This is a genomic window from Variovorax paradoxus (genome assembly GCF_030815975.1).
Classification (GTDB): Bacteria; Pseudomonadota; Gammaproteobacteria; order Burkholderiales; family Burkholderiaceae_C; genus Variovorax; species Variovorax paradoxus_N.
Window position 1 is genome coordinate 4,027,179 of sequence record NZ_JAUSXL010000002.1, and the last position, 19,747, is coordinate 4,046,925.

Annotated in this window: 20 protein-coding genes and 1 pseudogene; 15 read left to right on the forward strand and 6 right to left on the reverse strand. The window is 68.8% G+C overall.

Translation table 11 applies throughout. From position 1 onward, the window contains the following. Positions 1–122: 122 nt before the first annotated feature. From QFZ47_RS22610 to QFZ47_RS22630, 5 genes are read left to right on the forward strand one after another with little or no spacing between them, the layout of a single operon-like run. On the forward strand, positions 123–1,031 hold the full coding sequence (locus QFZ47_RS22610) for an ABC transporter ATP-binding protein (RefSeq protein WP_307657760.1): 909 nt from the start codon (positions 123–125) through the stop codon (positions 1,029–1,031). A gap of 8 nt (positions 1,032–1,039) precedes the next feature. Then, positions 1,040–2,197 carry an ABC transporter permease gene (locus QFZ47_RS22615; protein WP_307657761.1) on the forward strand — a complete coding sequence of 386 codons (1,158 nt, stop codon included), beginning with the start codon at positions 1,040–1,042 and terminating at the stop codon, positions 2,195–2,197. Then, the gene (locus QFZ47_RS22620; RefSeq protein ID WP_124961133.1) at positions 2,191–2,469 is read left to right on the forward strand and encodes an acyl carrier protein; all 279 of its coding nucleotides are present in this window, start codon (positions 2,191–2,193) and stop codon (positions 2,467–2,469) included. Before QFZ47_RS22615 ends, QFZ47_RS22620 begins: the two co-directional genes overlap by 7 nt. Beyond that, positions 2,466–3,545 (forward strand): beta-ketoacyl synthase N-terminal-like domain-containing protein, encoded by a 1,080-nt coding sequence (locus QFZ47_RS22625; protein WP_307657762.1) that lies wholly within the window; start codon positions 2,466–2,468, stop codon positions 3,543–3,545. Before QFZ47_RS22620 ends, QFZ47_RS22625 begins: the two co-directional genes overlap by 4 nt. Beyond that, positions 3,542–4,045: a hypothetical protein gene (locus QFZ47_RS22630; RefSeq protein WP_307657763.1), complete on the forward strand. Its 504-nt coding sequence runs from the start codon at positions 3,542–3,544 to the stop codon at positions 4,043–4,045. Before QFZ47_RS22625 ends, QFZ47_RS22630 begins: the two co-directional genes overlap by 4 nt. 31 nt (positions 4,046–4,076) lie before the next feature. Here QFZ47_RS22630 and QFZ47_RS22635 read toward each other — a convergent pair. From QFZ47_RS22635 to QFZ47_RS22655, 5 genes and pseudogenes are all read right to left on the reverse strand, one after another. Further along, positions 4,077–4,703, reverse strand: a pseudogene (locus tag QFZ47_RS22635) (HD domain-containing protein). Positions 4,704–4,706: 3 nt separating this feature from the next. After that, on the reverse strand, positions 4,707–5,798 hold the full coding sequence (gene mltB / locus QFZ47_RS22640) for a lytic murein transglycosylase B (RefSeq protein WP_307657764.1): 1,092 nt from the start codon (positions 5,796–5,798) through the stop codon (positions 4,707–4,709). Positions 5,799–5,850: 52 nt separating this feature from the next. Then, on the reverse strand, positions 5,851–7,872 hold the full coding sequence (locus QFZ47_RS22645; protein WP_307658994.1) for a transglutaminase TgpA family protein: 2,022 nt from the start codon (positions 7,870–7,872) through the stop codon (positions 5,851–5,853). Positions 7,873–7,918: 46 nt separating this feature from the next. Next, entirely contained in the window at positions 7,919–8,890 is a 972-nt protein-coding gene (locus QFZ47_RS22650; RefSeq protein WP_307657765.1) for a DUF58 domain-containing protein, read from the reverse strand. Between the two features lie 25 nt (positions 8,891–8,915). Next, entirely contained in the window at positions 8,916–9,836 is a 921-nt protein-coding gene (locus QFZ47_RS22655; RefSeq protein WP_145747315.1) for an AAA family ATPase, read from the reverse strand. Between the two features lie 86 nt (positions 9,837–9,922). Between QFZ47_RS22655 and QFZ47_RS22660 the strand changes: the two genes are divergently transcribed. The 7 genes from QFZ47_RS22660 to QFZ47_RS22690 all read left to right on the forward strand — a co-directional run bounded on the left by QFZ47_RS22660 (position 9,923) and on the right by QFZ47_RS22690 (position 18,090). After that, positions 9,923–10,876, forward strand: a complete 954-nt coding sequence (locus tag QFZ47_RS22660) for a histone deacetylase family protein (RefSeq protein ID WP_307657766.1) — start codon at positions 9,923–9,925, stop codon at positions 10,874–10,876. Between the two features lie 41 nt (positions 10,877–10,917). Further along, positions 10,918–12,198 carry a mechanosensitive ion channel family protein gene (locus QFZ47_RS22665; RefSeq protein ID WP_307657767.1) on the forward strand — a complete coding sequence of 427 codons (1,281 nt, stop codon included), beginning with the start codon at positions 10,918–10,920 and terminating at the stop codon, positions 12,196–12,198. 138 nt (positions 12,199–12,336) lie between these two features. Beyond that, positions 12,337–13,086: an electron transfer flavoprotein subunit beta/FixA family protein gene (locus QFZ47_RS22670; RefSeq protein WP_307657768.1), complete on the forward strand. Its 750-nt coding sequence runs from the start codon at positions 12,337–12,339 to the stop codon at positions 13,084–13,086. Between the two features lie 2 nt (positions 13,087–13,088). Then, complete coding sequence (locus QFZ47_RS22675) at positions 13,089–14,021, forward strand: electron transfer flavoprotein subunit alpha/FixB family protein (RefSeq protein WP_307657769.1); 933 nt, start codon at positions 13,089–13,091, stop codon at positions 14,019–14,021. A gap of 74 nt (positions 14,022–14,095) precedes the next feature. Beyond that, complete coding sequence (locus tag QFZ47_RS22680; RefSeq protein WP_307657770.1) at positions 14,096–15,886, forward strand: acyl-CoA dehydrogenase; 1,791 nt, start codon at positions 14,096–14,098, stop codon at positions 15,884–15,886. Between the two features lie 78 nt (positions 15,887–15,964). Further along, positions 15,965–16,927 (forward strand): NAD(P)H-dependent flavin oxidoreductase, encoded by a 963-nt coding sequence (locus QFZ47_RS22685; protein WP_307657771.1) that lies wholly within the window; start codon positions 15,965–15,967, stop codon positions 16,925–16,927. A gap of 50 nt (positions 16,928–16,977) precedes the next feature. Further along, entirely contained in the window at positions 16,978–18,090 is a 1,113-nt protein-coding gene (locus tag QFZ47_RS22690; protein WP_307657772.1) for an acyltransferase family protein, read from the forward strand. A gap of 34 nt (positions 18,091–18,124) precedes the next feature. Here QFZ47_RS22690 and QFZ47_RS22695 read toward each other — a convergent pair whose 3' ends face one another. Then, entirely contained in the window at positions 18,125–18,547 is a 423-nt protein-coding gene (locus tag QFZ47_RS22695) for a cupin domain-containing protein (RefSeq protein ID WP_307657773.1), read from the reverse strand. A gap of 129 nt (positions 18,548–18,676) precedes the next feature. On the opposite strand from QFZ47_RS22695, the gene QFZ47_RS22700 reads away from it, so the two are divergent. The 3 genes from QFZ47_RS22700 to QFZ47_RS22710 all read left to right on the forward strand — a co-directional run bounded on the left by QFZ47_RS22700 (position 18,677) and on the right by QFZ47_RS22710 (position 19,744). Then, positions 18,677–19,123 carry an ArsR/SmtB family transcription factor gene (locus QFZ47_RS22700; protein ID WP_307657774.1) on the forward strand — a complete coding sequence of 149 codons (447 nt, stop codon included), beginning with the start codon at positions 18,677–18,679 and terminating at the stop codon, positions 19,121–19,123. After that, positions 19,012–19,479 (forward strand): SRPBCC family protein, encoded by a 468-nt coding sequence (locus QFZ47_RS22705; RefSeq protein ID WP_307657775.1) that lies wholly within the window; start codon positions 19,012–19,014, stop codon positions 19,477–19,479. The genes QFZ47_RS22700 and QFZ47_RS22705 overlap by 112 nt, the downstream gene beginning before the upstream one ends. A 79-nt stretch (positions 19,480–19,558) precedes the next feature. Next, positions 19,559–19,744: a hypothetical protein gene (locus QFZ47_RS22710; RefSeq protein ID WP_018905556.1), complete on the forward strand. Its 186-nt coding sequence runs from the start codon at positions 19,559–19,561 to the stop codon at positions 19,742–19,744. Positions 19,745–19,747 lie beyond the last annotated feature (3 nt).

Below are 19,747 nucleotides of genomic sequence, written 5' to 3' on the forward strand. Positions count from 1 at the left end.
CAGCGAAATCAAGGAGGAGGCGAAGCCGGGGGACATTCGCGGAGGGGAGTACCCGGTGGCCTGTGCACGCGCCCCGAACAGCAGCACCCCGAACAAGAACAACAGCGCTCAGCCGCAGCCCGATGCTCGAACTGAAGAACCTCGGCTACCGCTATCCGCACGCCGACGCCGCCGCGCTGGCCGACGTCTCGCTCGCGGTGCCCCGAGGCTGCGTGATGGGCTTGCTAGGCCCCAACGGCGCGGGCAAGACCACGCTGATCTCGCACCTCTCGGGCGCGCTCGCGGTGCAGTCGGGCGAGATCCGCATCGACGGACAACCGCTGCAGCAGGTGCGCGCCAAGGCCCCCACGCGCATCGCGGTCGCGCCGCAGGACCAGGCCTTCTATCCGATGCTCACCGTGGCCGAGAACCTGGCCTGCTTCGCCGCGGCGGGCGGCCTCGCCGGCGCGCGCAAGAAGGAACGCATCGAGGCCTGCACGCGCTTCTCACAGCTCGAACAGTTTGCCGGCGTGCGTGCCGAGCGGCTCTCGGGCGGCCTCAGGCGCCGCCTCAACCTGGCGATCGCGCTGCTGCCCGAACCCGAGCTGATGCTGTTCGACGAGCCCACGGTGGGCGTCGATCCGCAGTCGCGCGCCTTCATTCTCGATGCCATCAAGAGCCTGGCGCAGCAGGGTGCGGCGGTGATCTATGCCTCGCACTACATGGAAGAGATCGAGGCCATTGCCGACCGCGTGGCCATCCTCGACCATGGCCGCGTTCTGCGCGAAGGCTCGCTCGAGGAACTGCTCTCGAAGAGCGCCATGCTGCTCACGCTGGCGGCCGACGGGCTCGACGCGCAGAGGCTCTCGCGCTTCGGCACGGTGGAGCAGGGCGGCGTGCATTGGCGCATTCACCTGCGCGAAGGCACCGGGCCCGGTCCGGTGCTGCAGGCTCTGGAGGCCGAAGGCATCGAGGTGCGCCATGCCGAGTTCGGCCGGCACGACCTCGAGCAGCTCTTCATGTCGCTCACCCATCGCTCGCTGCGCGACTGAGGAACCCCATGCTCTTCGCGCTCATCAAGAAGGAACTGCTCGCGCTCGTGCGCGACATGCACGGGCTGGCGGCGCTGTTCCTGATGCCGATGGTCTTCATCGTGCTGATGTCGCTCACGCTGAAGGACATCTACCGCCCGCCGCTCGCGGAGCTGAGCTATGCGGTCGACCGGCGCGACACCGAGACGCCGGCGCAATGGCTGCAGCAGATCTGGCAGCGCAGCCACGGCGCACCCAAGGCGCTCGACGCCGACTGGCAGGCGCAGTTGCGCAGCGGCGCGCTCAAGTACGTGATCGTGCTGGAGCCCGGCCTGTCGGCGGAACTCGAATCGGCCGCGCTGTCGACCCAGGCCCACATCCGGCTGCTGACGGAGCCCGGCATCGACGCCAACCTGTTCAACGCACTGCGCGCCGAACTCGTCGGAGCGTCCGGCGAACTGAAGGCGCGCCTGGCGCTGGCGGTGCCCGGCACCTCGGGCCCGCCGCCGGGCGCCTCGATCCAGGCGCTGGTGAAGGCCGAGCGCTATTCCACCGCCGGGCCGCGGCCCACCTCGGTGCAGCAGAACGTGCCGGCGTGGCTGGTGTTCGGCATGTTCTTCGTGGTTGCCTCGCTCTCGAGCCTGTTCGTGCAGGAGCGCAGCTCGGGCGCGCTGGGCCGGCTGCGCAGCCTGGGCGTGTCGCGTTTCATGCTGCTGATGTCGAAGGCGCTGCCCTACCTTGGCGTGAACGCGCTGCAGGCCGTGCTGATGCTGGCCGCCGGCATCTGGCTGATGCCGCTGATCGGCGGCGACGCGCTCTCGCTCGCGGGCATCCATTGGGGCGCGCTGGTGCTGGCGCTCGCGGCCGTGAGCCTGGCCGCGGTGAGCCTGTCGCTGGCGCTTGCGTGCGCGGTGCGCAGCCATGCGCAGGCAGCGACCATCGGGCCGATGGTCAACGTGCTGATGGCGGCGGCCGGCGGCATCATGGTGCCGAAGTTCGTCATGCCGGGCTTCATGCAGCGGCTGGTCGAGATCTCGCCGATGAACTGGGGCCTGGAGGCGCTGCTCACCGTGCTGCTGCGCGGCGGCGGCATGGCCGACACGCTGCCGCAGGTCGGCCGGCTCGTGATGTTTGCGGCCGCCATGTTCCTTCTCGCCGTCTTTCTGTTTCGCAGGCCCGCATCGTGACCCACTCCCATTCCGCCGAATTCATCGCCAGCCTGAAGGCCATGGTGCTCGAGGCCGTCGAGAAAGACGCGCCGCCGGGCGGCCTTGGCGACGACGAGCCGCTGTTCGGGCCCGAGGCCCGGCTCGACCTCGATTCGCTCGACGCGCTGCAGGTTTCGATGACGATCCAGCAGCGCTTCGGCGTGCGCATGCCCGACAGCAAGGAAACGCGCCGCGCGCTCACCTCCATCGCCCATCTGGCCGACCACCTGGTGCAAGCGGGCAAGGCATGAGCGGTGGGAGCGTGTACCTGGCCGGCATGGGCCTAGCCTGCACGCTGGGCAACGATCTTCCGACCGCCGTGGCGGCCCTGGCGCGCGGCGGCGTGCGGCCCGTGCCGGTGGCAGTCTCGGAAGGCGTGCAGTGGCCGGTCCACATGCTGCCGCCGCAGGAGGGCGACTGGAAGCAGCGGCTGGAGCGCGTCGTGCGCAGCGTGGCCGCGCAGGCGTACGAAGGAACGGCGGCAGCGCGGTCCGGTCCGCTCTTCGTCGCATCGTCCTCGCTGGACATCGGCGGCATGGAGCACACGGTGCAGGATCTGCGGCTGGGCGGCGACCTGCAGGACTTTGCCGGCCTCGTGGCCGCTGCGCTCGACTGGCGCGGGCCGGTCTTCACCATCTCCACGGCCTGCACCTCGGCGCTCAACGCGGTGCTCGCGGGCTGCGATCTCATCCGGAGCGGGCAGGCCGACGAGGCGCTGGTGATCGGTGCCGAGTTGGGCAACCGCTTCACGGTGGCCGGCTTCGGCGCGATGCAGCTGCTCTCGTCCGACGGCGCGCAGCCCTTCGGCGCCGGCCGCAACGGGCTGGTGCTCGGCGAGGCGGTGGCCGCATTGCGCCTGGGCTCGCGCGCGGCGCGCTGGCGCATCGCGGGCGGGGCCAATGTGGTCGACGGGCGCAATCCCTCGGGCACCGAGGCCAGCGCAGTGCTCGCCATGTGCCATCAGGCGCTGGCGCAGAGCGGGCTGCGGCCGCAGGACATCGACCTGATCAAGGTGCAGGCCGCGGGCAGCCCGGCCAACGATGCGATCGAGGCGCTGGCGTTGAAGCAGGTCTTCGATCCGCTGCCGCCGCTGGTGTCGCTCAAGTCGGCGATCGGCCACACGCTGGGCGCCTCGGGTGCCGCCGAGCTGGCCTTGCTCGTTGGCTGCATCGAAGCTGGCGTGTGGCCGTCGGCCGGCTATGCCATTGATGACGAGCTCGGCATTGCCCTGAGCACGCAGGCGCCAGCAGTGCTGCGCAACATCCTGCTCAACGTGGTCGGGTTCGGCGGCGGGCATGCCTCGTTGGTGCTGGAGGATGGCCGATGAAGGCTGGTTCCGCCCAGGCATGGCGCACCGTCGCCCACTTCTCGGCCGAGCCGCTGCCCGTTGATTGGCGCGACCAGCTCGCGCACCGGCTCGGCCGGCGGCCGCGGCGCGTCGGCCTCTGGACCGAACTCGCGATGTTCGGGGCCCGGCAGTGCCTCGATGCCGCGGGCGAGGCGGCCTTGCCCGCGGGTGCCCGCCTGCGCGTATCGAGCCTGCGCGGCGCCTGGGGCGTGACGCATGCGGGCCTGGCGCAGCTCGATGCGGGCATGCTGATGCCGTTCACCTTCATGCAGGGCCAGCCTGCGCTGATGCTGGCGGAGGTCGGCCGCTGCCTCGAATGGCAGGGCGATGCGAGCTTTGCGCTCAGCCGCGATCCGCAGCAGCTGCTGCAGCTCTCGAAGCTGGGCGCCGGAAGCGCCGGCTTGCTGGTCGGCGTGGTGGAAGAGGAGCGCAATGGCGAGAAGCCGCGCTCCGAATGGTGGCGGCTGGTGCCGGCCTGAAGCATTGCAGGGCCGCCTCGGGGCGGAGTGATCAGGCGAGCGCTGCGATCGACCGGGCCAGGTTGGCGCGGGCCCGTGCCTCCAGCAGCGCGTGCATCCGCGGCGTGGCGTAGATCGCCTCCCGCGCAAGAAAGCGCTGCAGGATCGCGCGGCGGCGCGGCAGGCGCACTTCGTCGGGCACGAACGCATATTCGGCGTGCACCTGCCGTTCGTATTCGTCGAAGCGCGCGGGGTCCGCACCGAGGATCGACAGGTCGATGTCGATCAGCAGCTCGGCATCGCGGCCTTCGGGCTCGGCGTCGTGGCGCGTGGCCATCACGAGGGCATGCACGCGTTCGGCCGCATCGGCCGGTGCGCCGGCCGAAAGGATGGCGGCGCGCGCCCATTCGGCACTGCGTGCCTCGTTGTCATGCGCATGCACGTCGTAGACCGCGTCGTGGAACCACAGCGCGAGCGCCACTTCGCCGGGGCGCTCGGCCGCTTGCTGCTCGCACTCGAACTAGGCCAGGCATTCGCCGAGGTGCTGCAGCGTGTGATAGTGGCGCTGCGGCTCGCCGTAGCGGCGCTGCAGCTCGACGCACAGCGCTTCGTCGGCATCGGCCACGCCCAGCGCACGCCAGGCGGCGTTCCAGTTGTCCCGCAGTGCCTCGGGCGCCATCGGCTATTGCTCCATGGCGGCCTTGACCTCCTGGCCAAGGTCGAGCACCGACATCGCGTAGTAGCTGCTCCAGTTGTAGCGCGTGATCACGTAGAAGTTGCGCGTGCCGGCCACGTAGGTCGGCGGCGCATCGGCGCCGTTCTGCAGCTCGACCAGCGCGAGCAGGCCCTTGTGGCGCAGGCCTTCGCCTTCGGGCACTGCCCCGGCCGCCACGAAGCTGTCGGTGCTGAAGCTCGGCAGGATGTCGGGCGCCAGCAGCAGCGCCTTCTTGAGGCGGGTCTCCTCGAAGTGCACCGGGTAGATCGCGGGCATGCCGGGCGTCCAGCCAAAGGCCTTGAAGTAGTTGGCCACCGAGCCGATCACGTCGGCGGGGTTGTCGACCAGGTCGATGCGGCCGTCGCCGTCGAAATCGACCGCGTACTTGGCGATGCTGCTGGGCATGAACTGCGGCATGCCCATGGCGCCCGCATAGCTGCCCACGGGCAGCAGGGGGTTGTCTGAAGTGCGGCTTTCGGTGCTCAGGAAGCTCTCGAGCTCGCCGCGAAAGAAGGCTTCGCGCTCGGCCGCGCGCGGATGGGCCTGCGGGAAGTCGAACGACAGCGTAGCCAGTGCATCGATCACGCGGAAGTTGCCCATGTTGCGGCCGTAGATGGTTTCCACGCCGACGATGCCCACGATGATCTCGGCCGGCACGCCGTAGGTCGCTTCGGCGCGCGCGAGCGTGTCGGCGTTGTTGCGCCAGAAGCGCACGCCCGCGGCAATGCGCGTTGCGTCGATGAAGCGGCTGCGGTAGGCCTGCCAGTTCTTCACCGTGCCGGCAGGACCCGGCAGCATGAGGCGCGGCACGTTCGGCAAAAAGCGCGCGCTGCCGATGGTGGCGCGCACCCATTCGCGGTCGAGGCCGCGGCGCTCGGCCACCTCGTCGGCAAAGCGCATGGCCTCGTCGCGCGTGGCGTAGGGCGTGCTGCCGGCCACGGTTTTCACGCTGCGGGCGCTGGCGGCTTTCTGGGCCTGCGCGGCCATGGACCCTGCGCAGCAGGCGGCGAGGAGGGCGACGGCGGCGGCGCGGCGCGGCGCGGGAAGAAAAAATCGCATGGCGCCGATTGTGCCGTTCGCGCGAGCCCGCCTCCGCGGGACACGTGCGATTTCAACGCCCGGAGTTCAGCGCAGCGGGCCAGTCCAGGCGACGGAACTCGGCGCGCAGGGCCGCGAGCGAAGCCGGGGAGGCCTCTGCGTATCGCTGGGCCTCCAGCTTCAGCAGCCATTCGCGCAGCGCCTGTGCCGCGGGGCCGAAGCGTGCCTCGGCCTGCGCGGCCATCTGGCGCGGCGGCGCCGTATCGGGCACCTCGAGGCCGGCCTTGGCGAGGCGCGCGCGGGCCTGGCCCAGCAGCCGCAGCCACGGGTCGTGCTGGCTGCGTTCCCACAAGGCCCACCCCGCGCCGGCAAGGCTCGCGCCCACCAGCAGGTAGAGCAGCACGTAGGCCAGGTCCTCGAGGCTCGGTGCATTGAAGCCGATGCTCTTGAGCAGGTTGAGTTGGCGGCTCTGCGTGTAGTTGAGCACCCACTGGTTCCAGCCGTTGTTCACCGCTTCCCACGCGGCGCGCAGGTTCTGCGCCAGCGTGGGGCTCATCGCGCCGATGGCGCCGGCGAACAGGCCCGGCTGCGGCACGAGCCGCTGCTGCTGGCCGACCCGGCCCGGCGACACCGCGCCGGTGGGATCGACGCGCACCCAGCCCGTGCCGTCCTCCCAGACCTCGGCCCAGGCATGCGCATCGCTCTGGCGCAGCACCCAGTAGTTGTCGACGCCGTTGAGTTCGCCGCCCTGGTAGCCGGTCACGATGCGCGCCGGGATGCCCGCCCCGCGCATCAGCACCACGAAGGCCGAGGCGATGTGCTCGCAGAAGCCTTCCTTGCGGTCGAACCAGAATTCGTCGGCCGTGTCGTTGCCGTAGACGCCGGGCTCCAGCGTGTACGTATAGCCGCCCGTGCGCAGGCGCTGCAGCGCGGCGCGGATGAAGGCCTGCGTGCCGGCGTTGGCCAGCGCGGGCTGGGCGCGCATGTCCGCGGCGAGCGCGGCGGTGCGCGGGTTCGATCCGGGCGGCAGCGCGAGATAGGGCCGCAGCGCGGCCGTCTGGCGCAGCGGGCCACTGTGGAACTGCGTGTAGCTCTCGGCGCGGTAGCGCACCAGGTCGGAGATGGGGCGGTTCGCGATCCATTGCAGGTCGGGCGTGCCCGTGACCTCGAAGCCGGGCGCCTGCGGTGCCCCTGGCGCCGCATCGAGCGTGAGCAGCCAGGGGCGGTGGCTGGGCTCGAGCGTGACCTCGTAGCGCACCGGCTGGCCGCTGGTGCGCAGGTTGCCCGAGGCCGGCGCGCCGCGCGCCCAGGACGGCAGCGCGCTCCACTCGCGCCCGTCGAACTGCGCGAGCACCGGGCCGCGGAAGTACAGCTGGCTTTGCGGCGGCGCGCGGTCGTCCTCGAACTTGATGCGCGCTGCAATGCTGTCGTCGAGCGCCAGTTCGGCGATGGTGCCCACGCGCATGGTGTTCGACAGGCCCGTGCGCCCGGCCATCGCATCGGCGGGCGTGCCCCACAGCGGCGCGAAGCGCGGGAACAGCAGGAACAGCGCGAGCATGACCGGCGCGCCTGCCAGGGCCATCCAGCAGGCGGTGCGCGCCGCCTGCATCAATGGCGGCTTGCCCACCGGCATGTGCGCATTGATCAGTGCGGTGAGCAGGCCCAGCAGCGCAAGCAGCATGGTGACCGCGGTCATGAGCGACTGCGAATAGAAGAAGTTCGTGAGCATCGCGAAGAAGCCCAGGAAGAAGATGACGAAGGCGTCGCGGCGCGCGCGCAGCTCCAGCGTCTTGAGCGCCAGCAGGATCACCACCAGCGTCACCCCGGCGTCGCGTCCCAGCAGGGTGCGATGGGTGGCGAAGGTGGCGGCCAGCGCCAGCACCAGCAGGCCCACGCGCGCCCACTTGCCCGGCAGCGGACGGGCTTCCACGGCGAGCGTGCTGCGCCACACCAGCACCATCGCCGTGATGGCGGTGCACCACCAGGGCAGGTTCCCGGCCTGCGGCAGGACGATAAGCGCGATCACCGCGAGCAGGAACAGCGTGTCCCGGGCGTCCCTTGGCAGCGCCGAGATTTCGCGCATGAACTTGTTCATCATGTGCACTGCTCCCGGCCGAAGGAACGAGCGGCGTTCGGAAGATTCAACATAGCGCCAGCGCCTCCAGGCAAGCCCTGCGGTGGGCCTCTCCCTGCGAGGGCTGCACCACGCGTGCGGCCACGCGGATGCCGTAGTCCACGCCCAGCCGGTCCGCCATCAGCACCCAGGCGCAAAGCCGCGACACCCTGGCCTCGGTGTCGGCCAGCTGGGTGGCCTGGGCATCGAGCCAGAGCTCTTCGCGCTGCGTCTGCTGCGTGTCGCGGCTCACCAGGTCTTCGGAGCCGGTGGCTTGCGCGCGCGCCGCCTTCTTCCAGACCACGAGCTTGAGCGGATCGCCGCGCCGGTAGGCCCTGAGACCGTCGTACTCGCCGGCGGCCTGGGCGCGCAGGGCGGCCGAGGTGGCGGCCGGACCCGACAGCGGCTCGCCCGGCGGCAGCGGTGGCGGATGCGCCTCGGGCGTCGGGTAGACCAGCATCTTCGCGGCCGGCCGCCACACCGTCCAGACGCGGAAGGTGCCGAGCGGGAAGCGCGTTTCGGCGGTGAGCGCAGGCACCGGGTGGAGCCCGCGCCGCTCGGGCTTGAATGCGATCTCGACGGTGGCGCTGCCCTCGGCCGGGACGTCGGTCCAGGCCCACTGGCCGCTGCCGCGCACGGCCATGCCGATGCCGTAGCGCACGCTGCGCCGCGTGTTGTGCAGCACCACGCGAAAGACCGCCGCGGCGCCCGCGTAGTGCGCCTCGGGCGCCATCAGGTGCATGGCCAGGCCGCGCAGCGTGGCATGGCACACATGCATGCCCACGGCCACGCTGCCCGCGAGCAGGAAGGTCAGCAGGTAGCCGAGGTTGAGCTGGTAGTTGATCGACGCGATCAAGAGCACCAGCAGCGTGGCGCCCAGCGTCCAGCCGGCGCGCGTGGGCACGATGTAGACGTTGCGCTGCGTGAGCTCCAGCGTGTCAGAAGGCGGCCGGCGCGACAGGAACCAGCCGTCGATGCGCGAGCGTAGCGACGCGATCATCGGTGGCCGGCAGGCGTGCTCGTTTTCACGGCAGCGGCACGTCCGCGATCATCGCGCGCACCTGCTCCACGGCGCCGCGGCCGGCGTCGCCCACCGGCGTGAGGCGGTGCGCAATGGTCTGCGGCAGGATCGACTGCACATCGTCCGGCGCCACGTAGTTGCGGTTGGCCAGCAGCGCCTGCGCCTTGGCGGCGCGCAGCACGGCAATGCCGGCACGCGGCGAGAGGCCCTGCAGGAACCAGCGGCCGGAACGCGTGGCGGCGATCAGGTCCTGCACATAGTTCAGCAGCGGCTCGGCCGCATGCACCTGCTGCACGCGCTGCTGCAGCGCAGTGAGCTCGCCGGCGGTCAGCATCGCGGGCAGGGTGGCCAGCATCTCGCGCCGATCGGCGCCCGAGAGCAGCTCGCGTTCGGCGGCGCGGTCGGGGTAGCCCAGCGAGATGCGCATGAGGAAGCGGTCGAGCTGCGATTCGGGCAAGGCGAAGGTGCCGAGCTGGTCCTGCGGGTTCTGCGTGGCAATCACGAAGAAGGGCGTGGGCAGGGGCCGCGTCTCGCCCTCGATGGTGACCTGCTTTTCTTCCATGGCCTCGAGCAGCGCGCTCTGCGTCTTGGGGCTGGCGCGGTTGATCTCGTCGGCCAGCAGCACCTGCGCGAAGATCGGCCCCGGGTGGAACACGAAGGCCTGCTGCCCGCGGTCGTAGATGGCCACGCCCGACAGGTCGCCCGGCATCAGGTCGGCGGTGAACTGCACGCGCGAGAACTGCAGCCCGAAGGTGTGCGACAGCGCATGGGCGAGGGTGGTCTTGCCGACCCCCGGCACATCCTCGATCAGCAGGTGCCCGCCCGCGAGCAGGCAGGCCACGCAGTCGCGCACCTGGGGCTCCTTGCCCACGATCACCGTGTTAAGCTGACTCAGCAAAGTGGCAAGCTTCGCAGCAACGTCCATATTTGTATCCATATGCAAACGATACCGTAAGACTGCGCGGCCCCATGCCGTGTGAGGTCTAGATACGACAGAGACACGGCAAACACATGGGCAAGACCGGCTACTTCACACATCGCGATTGCTGGAAGCACGACATGGGCCGGGGCCATCCCGAATGTCCCGAGCGGCTCGACGCCATCGAAGACAGACTGCTGCTCACCGGCGTGGGCGATGCCCTCGAACACCGCGACGTGCCGCTGGCCACCCTGGCCCAGATCACGCGGGCGCACAGCGAGGCGCACCTCGAACACCTCGAATCGCTGCACCAGCGCCTGGTGGCCGACGAGCCGGCCGGCGGCCCGCGCCATGCCCAGCTCGACCCCGACACCATTCTGAACCGCTTCACCCTGCTGGCCGCGCGCCGCGCCGCGGGCGCCGCCATTGCCGCCACCGATGCGGTGATGGCCGGCGAGATCGAGAACGCGTTCTGCTCGGTGCGCCCGCCCGGACACCACGCCTGCCGCGAGCAGGCCATGGGCTTCTGCTTCCTCAACAACGTGGCCATTGCGGCGCGGCATGCGCTCGAGGTGCACGGCCTGGAGCGCGTTGCCATCGTCGACTTCGACGTGCACCATGGCAACGGCACCGAGAACATCCTGTCGAACGATCCGCGCGTGCTGATGGTGGGCTTCTTCCAGCATCCGTTCTATCCGTACAGCGGCACCGAGCACCCGGCCTCGAACATGCTCAACCTGCCGATCCCGGCCTACACCAAGGGCATGGACGTGCGCGAGCTGATCGAGGCCGCCTGGATGCCCCGGCTGGAAGAGTTTGCGCCGCAGATGGTCTTCGTGAGCGCGGGCTTCGACGCCCACCGCGAGGACGACTTGGGCCAGCTCGGCCTCACCGAGAACGACTTCGCCTGGATCACGGGCCGCATCCGCGACGTTGCCAGCCGCCATGCGCGCGGGCGCATCGTCTCGATGCTCGAAGGGGGCTACAACCTCGACGCCCTCGCGCGCAGCGTCGAAGCCCATATCCGCGTTCTTGCCGATCTGTAAAAAGCCGCCGGCGCGAACACGGCGCCATGTTTTCCCAAGAGATGAATTTCAACGATTTCACACAACGCCTCGCCCAGGTCGACGCGCGCGGCCTGGGCATCGAACTGGCGGCGCTGGTGGGCTGCGTGGCGCTGGCCTGGATTGCCGCCCGCTGGTTCGGGCGCGACCAGCCGAAGGATTCCATCTGGTTCGGCGAGCGCACCTTCGATGGGCTCCTGTTCCCGCTGCTGGCGCTGGTCTTCGCCGAGCTGGCCCGGCGCCTGGTGAGCGACTTCCAGCCCGTGCTGGTGCTGCGCATCGGGGTGTCGGTGTTCCTGTCGCTGGCGGTCATCCGCCTGTTCGCGCGCGTGATGCGGGCGGTCTTTCCCGCCTCCAACCTGGTCCGGCTGCTCGAGCGCACGATCTCGTGGCTGGCCTGGATTGCCGCCATTCTCTGGATCGTCGGCCTGCTGCCGCCGGTGCTGGCCGAACTCGACGGCATCACGCTGGCTTTCGGCAAGACGCGCGTCAGCCTGCAGACCATCGTCCAGGGCGTGCTGTCGGCCGGGCTGGTGCTGGTGATCGCGCTGTGGATTGCCGCCACCATCGAGAAACGCATCCTGCGCGAGGCCGTGACCGATCTCTCGATGCGCAAGGTCGCGTCGAACGCGGTGCGCGCCTTCCTGCTGCTGGTGGGCCTGCTGTTCGCGCTGTCGGCGGTGGGGGTCGACCTCACGGCGCTCTCGGTGCTGGGCGGCGCGCTGGGCGTGGGCCTGGGCTTCGGCCTGCAGAAGCTGGCGGCCAACTACGTGAGCGGCTTCGTGATTTTGCTGGAGCGCTCCATCCGCATCGGCGACAACGTCAAGGTCGACACCTTCGAGGGCCGCATCACCGACATCAAGACCCGCTACACGCTCATCCGCGCGGGCAACGGGCGCGAGGCCATCGTGCCGAACGAGTCGCTCATCACCAGCCGCGTCGAGAACCTCTCGATGGCGGACCGCAAGTTCAACATCACGACCAGCATCGTGGTGGGCTACGACAGCGACGTGGCGCAGGTGCAGTCCATCCTGTGCGCGGCCGCCAAGGCGCAGCCGCGCGTCATGACCGACCCCGAGCCGGTGACCTTTCTCGCCAGCTTTGCGCCCGACGGGCTGGAGTTCACGCTGAACTTCTGGGTGGCCGACCCCGACAAGGGCAAGGACAACGTGCGCTCGGCCATCAACATCGCCATTCTCGAGGGCCTGCGCAGCGCGGGCGTGGACATTCCGTATCCGCAGCGCGTGCTGCGGGTGGAGTCGCTGCCGCCGGGCGTTTCCGCCACGCGCGACCCTGCCGTATAATCACGAAAAAGCACGGTCGTTCGTTTTTGTTGCCCCGCAGCGCCAGTCGCCATGGGCGCAGGTGCGGCAAAGGCCGGACCCTAAAATGACCGGCTGCCCTCGAAGCCCCCTTTTTGCAATCCCAATGGAGTCAAGTCAATGAAGGTTCTAGTGCCTGTCAAACGGGTCGTCGATTACAACGTCAAGGTGCGCGTGAAGAGCGACGGCACCGGAGTGGACATTGCCAACGTCAAGATGAGCATGAACCCCTTCGACGAGATCGCGGTGGAAGAAGCCGTGCGCCTGAAGGAAAAGGGCGTGGTCACCGAAGTCATCGCCGTCTCCTGCGGCGATGCCAAGTGCCAGGAAACCCTGCGCACCGCCATGGCCATCGGCGCCGACCGCGGCATCCTGGTCGAGACCACCGAGGAGCTGCAGCCCTTGGCCGTGGCCAAGCTCCTGAAGGCACTGGTCGACAAGGAACAGCCCCAGCTCATCATCCTCGGCAAGCAGGCCATCGACGACGACGCCAACCAGACCGGCCAGATGCTCGCCGCGCTGGCCGACCTGCCGCAAGCCACCTTCGCCTCCAAGGTCGAAGTGGCCGACGGCAAGGCCACCGTCACGCGCGAAGTCGACGGCGGCCTGGAGACCATCACGCTCAGCCTGCCGGCCGTCATCACCACCGACCTGCGCCTGAACGAGCCGCGCTACGTCACCCTGCCCAACATCATGAAGGCCAAGAAGAAGACGCTAGACGTCTTCAAGCCCGAAGACCTGGGCGTGGACGTGAAGCCCCGCCTGAAGACCCTCAAGGTCAGCGAGCCGCCCAAGCGCGGCGCCGGCATCAAGGTGCCTGATGTTGCAACGCTGGTGGACAAACTGAAGAACGAAGCGAAGGTGATCTGAACATGACCGCACTTGTTATTGCCGAACACGACCACGCGACCGTCAAGCCCGCGACCCTCAACACCGTGACCGCGGCACTGGCCTGCGGCGGCGACGTCCACGTCCTCGTGGCCGGCGCCAATGCCGCCGAAGCCGGCAAGGCCGCCGCGCAGATCGTGGGCGTGGCCAAGGTCATCGTGGCCGACAGCCCGAGCCTCGCTGAAAACCTCGCCGAGAACGTCGCGGCCCAGGTGCTGGCGATTGCCGCCAACTACAGCCACATCCTGTTCCCTTCGACCGCCAACGGCAAGAACGTCGCGCCGCGCGTGGCCGCCAAGCTGGACGTGGCGCAGATCAGCGACATCACTTTGGTTGTCAGCCCCGACACCTTCGAGCGCCCGATCTATGCCGGCAATGCGATCGCCACCGTGCAGAGCAGCGACGCCACCAAGGTGATCACCGTGCGCACCACCGGCTTCGACGCCGCAGCCGCCACCGGTGGCAGCGCAGCCGTCGAAACCGCCGAGGGCGTGGCCGACAGTGGCAAGTCGAGCTTTGTGGGCCGCGAAGTCACGAAGAGCGAGCGCCCCGAACTGACCGCCGCCAAGATCATCGTCTCGGGTGGCCGTGCACTCGGCAGCGCCGAGAAGTTCACCGAAGTGATGGCGCCTCTGGCCGACAAGCTCAACGCGGGCCTGGGCGCGAGCCGCGCCGCGGTGGACGCGGGCTACGCCCCGAACGACTGGCAAGTGGGCCAGACCGGCAAGATCGTCGCGCCGCAGCTGTACATCGCCTGCGGCATCTCGGGCGCGATCCAGCATCTGGCCGGCATGAAGGACTCCAAGGTGATCGTCGCGATCAACAAGGACGAGGAAGCGCCGATCTTCTCGGTGGCCGACTACGGTCTCGTGGCCGACCTGTTCACGGCGGTGCCGGAACTGGTGAAGGCGCTCTGACCGCATTGCCGCACTGAGCCGAAGGGCATCGTTCGCGATGCCCTTTTCGTATCCGCTGTATCTGGAGACAAAAGATGAGCTACACCGCCCCCCTCAAGGACATGCTGTTCGACATCGAGCACCTGGCCAACATCGGCGAGATCGCCAGGCTGCCCGGCTTCGAGGATGCCGGCCTCGAAACCGCCCAGGCCGTGCTCGAGGAATGCGCGCGCTTCAACCAGGACGTGGTCGCGCCGCTGAACGTCGAAGGCGACCGCAACCCCTCGTTGTTCAAGGACGGCAAGGTCACGACCACGCCGGGTTTCAAGGAGGCCTTCGCGCAGTACGTGTCGGGTGGCTGGCAGGGCCTGCAGCATCCGGCGGATTTCGGCGGGCAGGGCCTGCCCAAGACCATCGGCGCGGCCTGCGGCGAGATGCTCAATTCGGCCAACATGAGCTTTGCGCTGTGCCCGCTCTTGAGCGACGGCGCCATCGAGGCGCTGCTCACGGCCGGCTCCGACGAGCTCAAGGCGGTGTACCTCGAAAAACTGGTGAGCGGGCAGTGGACCGGCACCATGAACCTCACCGAGCCGCAGGCCGGCAGCGACCTTGCGCTGGTGCGCAGCCGCGCCGAGCCGCAGCCCGACGGCACCTACAAGGTCTTCGGCACCAAGATCTTCATCACCTACGGCGAGCACGACATGGCCGAGAACATCGTGCACCTGGTGCTGGCGCGCGTGACCGGCGCGCCCGAAGGCGTGAAGGGCATCAGCCTGTTCGTGGTGCCGAAGTTCATGGTCGGCAAGGATGGATCGCTGGGTGAGCGCAACGACGTGCACTGTGTGAGCATCGAGCACAAGTTGGGCATCAAGGCCTCGCCGACCGCCGTGCTGCAGTACGGCGACCATGGCGGCGCCGTCGGGTATCTGGTGGGGCAGGAGAACCGCGGGCTCGAATACATGTTCATCATGATGAACTCGGCCCGCTACGCCGTGGGCATGCAGGGCATCGCGATTGCCGAGCGTGCCTACCAACACGCGGTGGCTTATGCGAAAGACCGTGTGCAGAGCCGCCCGGTCGACGGCTCGATGAACGCGAGCGCACCCATCATCCACCACCCCGACGTCAAGCGCATGCTGATGACGATGCGCGCCTACACCGAAGGCTGCCGTGCCATGGCCAGCGTGGCCGCGGCCGCCTACGACGCCGCGCACCACTACCCCGATGCGGAAGCCCGCAAGCAGAACCAGGCCTTCTACGAATTCATGGTGCCGCTGGTCAAGGGCTACAGCACCGAGATGAGCCTCGAAGTGACTTCGCTCGGCGTGCAGGTGCATGGCGGCATGGGCTTCATCGAGGAAACCGGCGCGGCGCAGTACTACCGCGACGCCAAGATCCTGACGATCTACGAAGGCACCACCGCGATCCAGGCCAACGACCTCGTGGGCCGCAAGACCGCGCGCGACGGCGGCCAGACCGCCAAGGCGATTGCGGCGCAGATCGAAAAGACCGAGGCCGAATTGGCCAGGAGCAGCAGCCCCGCCGCCGCCGCCGTCCGCAAGCGCCTGAAGGCCGCGCGCGAGGCTTTCGTCGAGGTGGTCGATTTCGTCGCGGGCCAGACCAAGGCAGCGCCGAACGCGGTCTTCGCGGGCAGCGTGCCCTACCTGATGCTCGCGGGCAACCTCGTGGCCGGCTGGCAGCTGGCGCGCTCGCTGGTCATTGCAGAGGACCTGGCGTCGCACAACGTCGACGTGGACTTCATGCAGGCCAAGATCGCGACCGCGCGCTTCTATGCCGAGCACATCCTGAACAAGGCGCCCGGCCTGCGCGACAGCATCGTCGAGGGCGCCGAGAGCGTGACGGCGCTGGCGCTCGACGCGTTTTGAGCCACAGCTCTGTCGCCCATCTGACGGGCGGCAGAGGCTCTCTCTCTTATAAAAGCTGAACCCATTTCCGGAGACACCATGTCCAAGCTGCCCCCCGTCCTGGCGAACCTGCCGCTGCCGATCATCGGCTCGCCGCTGTTCATCATCAGCAACCCCAAGCTCGTGATCGCGCAATGCAAGGCCGGCGTGGTCGGCTCCATGCCGGCGCTCAACGCGCGCCCCGCGGCGCAGCTCGAAGACTGGCTGGCCGAGATCACCGAGGAACTCGCGGCCTACAACAAGGCCCATCCGGACAGGCCCGCCGCGCCGTTCGCCATCAACCAGATCGTGCACAAGAGCAACGACCGCCTCGAGCACGACATGGAGATGGTCGTGAAGTACAAGGTGCCGATCGTCATCACCTCGCTGGGCGCGCGCACCGACGTGAACGATGCGGTGCACAGCTACGGCGGCGTCACGCTGCACGACATCATCAACAACAAGTTCGCGCAGAAAGCGATCGAGAAGGGCGCCGACGGCATCATTGCCGTGGCGGCCGGCGCCGGCGGCCATGCGGGCGTGAAGAGCCCGTTCGCGCTGGTGCAGGAGATCCGCCAGTGGTTCGACGGCCCCATTGCGCTGTCGGGCTCCATCGCCACCGGCGGTGCGGTGCTCGCGGCGCAAGCCATGGGCGCCGACTTCGCCTACATCGGCACCGCCTTCATCGCCACCGAGGAAGCGCGCGCGAGCGACGACTACAAGCAGGCCATCGTCGAGGGCACTTCGGACGACATCGTCTATTCGAGCCTCTTCACCGGCGTGCACGGCAACTACCTGGCGCCCAGCATTGTCAAGGCCGGCATGGACCCCGCCAACCTGCCCGAAGGCGACGTCAAGACCATGAACTTCGGCGGCGGCGAGGGCAGCAAGGCCAAGGCCTGGAAGGACATCTGGGGTTCGGGCCAGGGCATCGGCGCCGTCACCGAAGTGGCCAGCGCCGCCGCCTTCATCGAAAAGCTCAAGCGCGAGTACCAGCAAGCAAGGCAGCGGCTCGCACTTTGAACGGCGCTTGCAAACCGGCGCCTGCCGCAGGGCTCGCGCAGCGCGGGCGAATGCCGCTGCTCGACATCGCCAAGGGCATTGCCTGTGCGTTGATCGTCGGGCACCACCTGTCGCGCTACGGCACGATGCCGGTGGGTGCCTTTCTGCTGGCACCGGGCTTGCTGGGCTGGCTGGCCGATGACGGCCGGCTCGCCGTGCAGGTCTTCCTGGTGATTGCCGGCTTCCTTGCGGCGGCCAGCCTGGCGCCCGACGGCGTGCTGCGCGTCGATCGGCCGATCGCGCGCATCCTGCAGCGCTACGGCCGCCTGGTCATGCCCTACATGGCGGCGCTCACGGTGTGCGTGCTGGTGGCGGCCTTCGTGCGTCCCTGGATGGCAGGCGACGACGTGCCGGCCTCGCCGAGCATCGGCCAGCTGCTCGCGCACGGGTTGCTGATGCAGGACCTGCTGGGCTACGAGGCGCTGTCCACGGGCGTCTGGTACGTGGCCATCGACTTCCAGCTGTTCGTGCTCGCGCTCACGCTCATGGGGCTTCCCGCCATGCTGCGGCGGGCGCCGGTGCCGGCCGCGGCGGTCTCGCGCGAGCGCTGGACGCCGGTGGCGCTGGTACTGGCGGTGGCCACCACCTCGCTGGTGCTCTTCAACCGCAATGCCGATCTCGACGGCACGGCGTTCTATTTCTTCGGTGCCTACGGGCTCGGCATGCTGGCGTTCTGGATCGGGCGCGCCACGCGGGCCAGCACCTGGCGCAGTGCCATCGTGCTGCTGGCGCTCACCGGTGCAGCTGCGCTCGCCATCGACTGGCGCAGCCGCATCGCCACCGCCCTCGTGGGCGCATTGCTGATTGCCGTTGCGCAGCGGCGGGGCTGGCTGTCGCTCGGGCGCTGGCCGGATGTGGCCATGCCCTTGCAGCGCCTGGGCCGCATGTCGTATTCACTGTTCCTGATCCACTTTCCGGTGCTCCTGGCCACCAACGCGGCGGTGGAGCAGTTGGGGCCGCACGCCGCCTGGATCGATGCGCTGGGCATGGCCGCTACCTTCGGGCTTTCCGTGGGCGCCGCGCTGCTGCTGTACCGCGCGGTCGAGGTGCGGCCGGCGTCATGGCGCGCGGTCGCGGCACTGTTCGCGGCGCTGCTGGTCAGCGGGATGCTCGTCGCGTCATGACCCGGACTGCGCGCTGCATCGCCCCTTTCCGAGGCTAGACCCACGGCGTGGGCGGCGGAATCTCGCACACCGGCTCGACGTCGATGCTCTTGAAGTCGGCCGGCGAGACGATCTCCAGGTATTCCATGTCGGGCGAGTAGTCGAACAGGAAGTGCCGGATGCCGGGGCGCTGATGCACCACGTCGCCGGCCTCGACCAGCGTTTCCTTGTCCTCGTACATGAAGCGGGCCCAGCCCTTGAGCATGATCACGATCTGGAAGTCGGCTTCGTGGCGGTGCCAGCCGGTGCCCGTTTCCGGTGCCATGTTGGCCTTGACCAGGTGCGCGATGACCTTGCCGTTGGTGGCCTCCGCAATGCCGAGGTCGCGGTAGAGGAAGAAATCGCGCAGGCCGCCCGAGACGTACGCGGTGTCTCCGGGCTTGACGTGGGAGAATTGGGTGACGGTTCGGTCCAGCATGGGGCGCTCCTTCGCAGGGGGGTGGTGCTGGGGCGCAGCACGCATAAAGCGTTCCCAAAGACATCCGCCGCGAAGGGCCGATGCGGGCACCGCTTGACGCCTCCGGTGTGCATCGGGATACTCAACCACATGGTTCACTCAGACAATGCCACCCTCGACGCCGTGTTTGCCGCGCTCTCCGACCCGACGCGCCGCACGGTGCTGGAGACGCTGGGCGAGCGCAGCCTCAGCGTGACCGAGCTGGCCGAACCGCATGGCATGTCGCTGACCGGCTTCATGAAGCACCTACGGGTGCTGGAGGACGCCGGGCTCATCTCGCGCACGAAAGAGGGCCGCATCGTGCGCTGCGAACTCTCGCCGCGCCCCATGCAGGAGGCTGCCGTGTGGTTGTCGCGCTATGAGAAATTCTGGACCGGGCGCCTCGATGCACTGGCGCGCTTTCTCTATCACCAAGAGGAGACCGAATGGCAAAACCTGCCGCCCCCGCCACCGAGCGCCCCTCGCTCACCCTCCGCAGGCACTACCCCGTCGCCGCCGAAAAAGTCTGGCGCGCGTGGACCGACCCGCAAGCGCTGAAGGCCTGGTTCGGCCCCGAGGAAATCGTGTCCGTGCCGCTGGCCGAAGTCGACCTGCGCGTGGGCGGCCGCTTTCGCGTGGCCATGCTTGCGGCCGACGGAGAGACGCACGACGTGAGCGGCGTCTACCAGGAGCTCGTGCCCAACCGCAAGCTGGTCTTCAGCTGGGCCTGGCGCAGCACGCCGGAGCGCGAGTCGCGCGTCACGGTGCGTATCGAGCCCGACGGCACCGGCTGCGAACTGGTCCTGCTGCACGAGCAGTTCTTCGACGAAGCCGCGCGCGAAGGGCACAGCCATGGCTGGACCGGCGCCATGGGCAAGCTCGGGAAGTGGCTGGCGCAGCCGCAGGGCGCTTGACCGGCTTTCACGCATTGCCGGCGCGCTGGCGAAGACCCATACTGGGGCCTCCACGACGAGACGACGAACGGAGCCCCTCATGAGCAACGAACTTCGCAAGAAGCTGCACGACCTGGCGGAACTGGCCGACAACACCTCGGACCCGCAGACCAAGGCCATCGTCGAGGCCATACGGCTGCAGACGGCCGTGCTGAACGAACGGCTCTTCGCCATCGAACTGCAGCTGGGTACGCTCACCCGGCGCATGGAAAACACGACGGACTGAGTG

Coding starts and splice junctions, on each gene's coding strand:
- QFZ47_RS22610 (WP_307657760.1), top strand. CDS start 123: ATGCTCGAACTGAAGAACCTCGGCTACCGCTATCCGCACGCCGACGCC.
- QFZ47_RS22615 (WP_307657761.1), top strand. CDS start 1,040: ATGCTCTTCGCGCTCATCAAGAAGGAACTGCTCGCGCTCGTGCGCGAC.
- QFZ47_RS22625 (WP_307657762.1), top strand. CDS start 2,466: ATGAGCGGTGGGAGCGTGTACCTGGCCGGCATGGGCCTAGCCTGCACG.
- QFZ47_RS22630 (WP_307657763.1), top strand. CDS start 3,542: ATGAAGGCTGGTTCCGCCCAGGCATGGCGCACCGTCGCCCACTTCTCG.
- mltB (WP_307657764.1), bottom strand. CDS start 5,798: ATGCGATTTTTTCTTCCCGCGCCGCGCCGCGCCGCCGCCGTCGCCCTC.
- QFZ47_RS22645 (WP_307658994.1), bottom strand. CDS start 7,872: ATGAACAAGTTCATGCGCGAAATCTCGGCGCTGCCAAGGGACGCCCGG.
- QFZ47_RS22650 (WP_307657765.1), bottom strand. CDS start 8,890: ATGATCGCGTCGCTACGCTCGCGCATCGACGGCTGGTTCCTGTCGCGC.
- QFZ47_RS22655 (WP_145747315.1), bottom strand. CDS start 9,836: ATGGACGTTGCTGCGAAGCTTGCCACTTTGCTGAGTCAGCTTAACACG.
- QFZ47_RS22660 (WP_307657766.1), top strand. CDS start 9,923: ATGGGCAAGACCGGCTACTTCACACATCGCGATTGCTGGAAGCACGAC.
- QFZ47_RS22665 (WP_307657767.1), top strand. CDS start 10,918: ATGAATTTCAACGATTTCACACAACGCCTCGCCCAGGTCGACGCGCGC.
- QFZ47_RS22670 (WP_307657768.1), top strand. CDS start 12,337: ATGAAGGTTCTAGTGCCTGTCAAACGGGTCGTCGATTACAACGTCAAG.
- QFZ47_RS22675 (WP_307657769.1), top strand. CDS start 13,089: ATGACCGCACTTGTTATTGCCGAACACGACCACGCGACCGTCAAGCCC.
- QFZ47_RS22680 (WP_307657770.1), top strand. CDS start 14,096: ATGAGCTACACCGCCCCCCTCAAGGACATGCTGTTCGACATCGAGCAC.
- QFZ47_RS22685 (WP_307657771.1), top strand. CDS start 15,965: ATGTCCAAGCTGCCCCCCGTCCTGGCGAACCTGCCGCTGCCGATCATC.
- QFZ47_RS22690 (WP_307657772.1), top strand. CDS start 16,978: ATGCCGCTGCTCGACATCGCCAAGGGCATTGCCTGTGCGTTGATCGTC.
- QFZ47_RS22695 (WP_307657773.1), bottom strand. CDS start 18,547: ATGCTGGACCGAACCGTCACCCAATTCTCCCACGTCAAGCCCGGAGAC.
- QFZ47_RS22700 (WP_307657774.1), top strand. CDS start 18,677: ATGGTTCACTCAGACAATGCCACCCTCGACGCCGTGTTTGCCGCGCTC.
- QFZ47_RS22705 (WP_307657775.1), top strand. CDS start 19,012: ATGGCAAAACCTGCCGCCCCCGCCACCGAGCGCCCCTCGCTCACCCTC.
- QFZ47_RS22710 (WP_018905556.1), top strand. CDS start 19,559: ATGAGCAACGAACTTCGCAAGAAGCTGCACGACCTGGCGGAACTGGCC.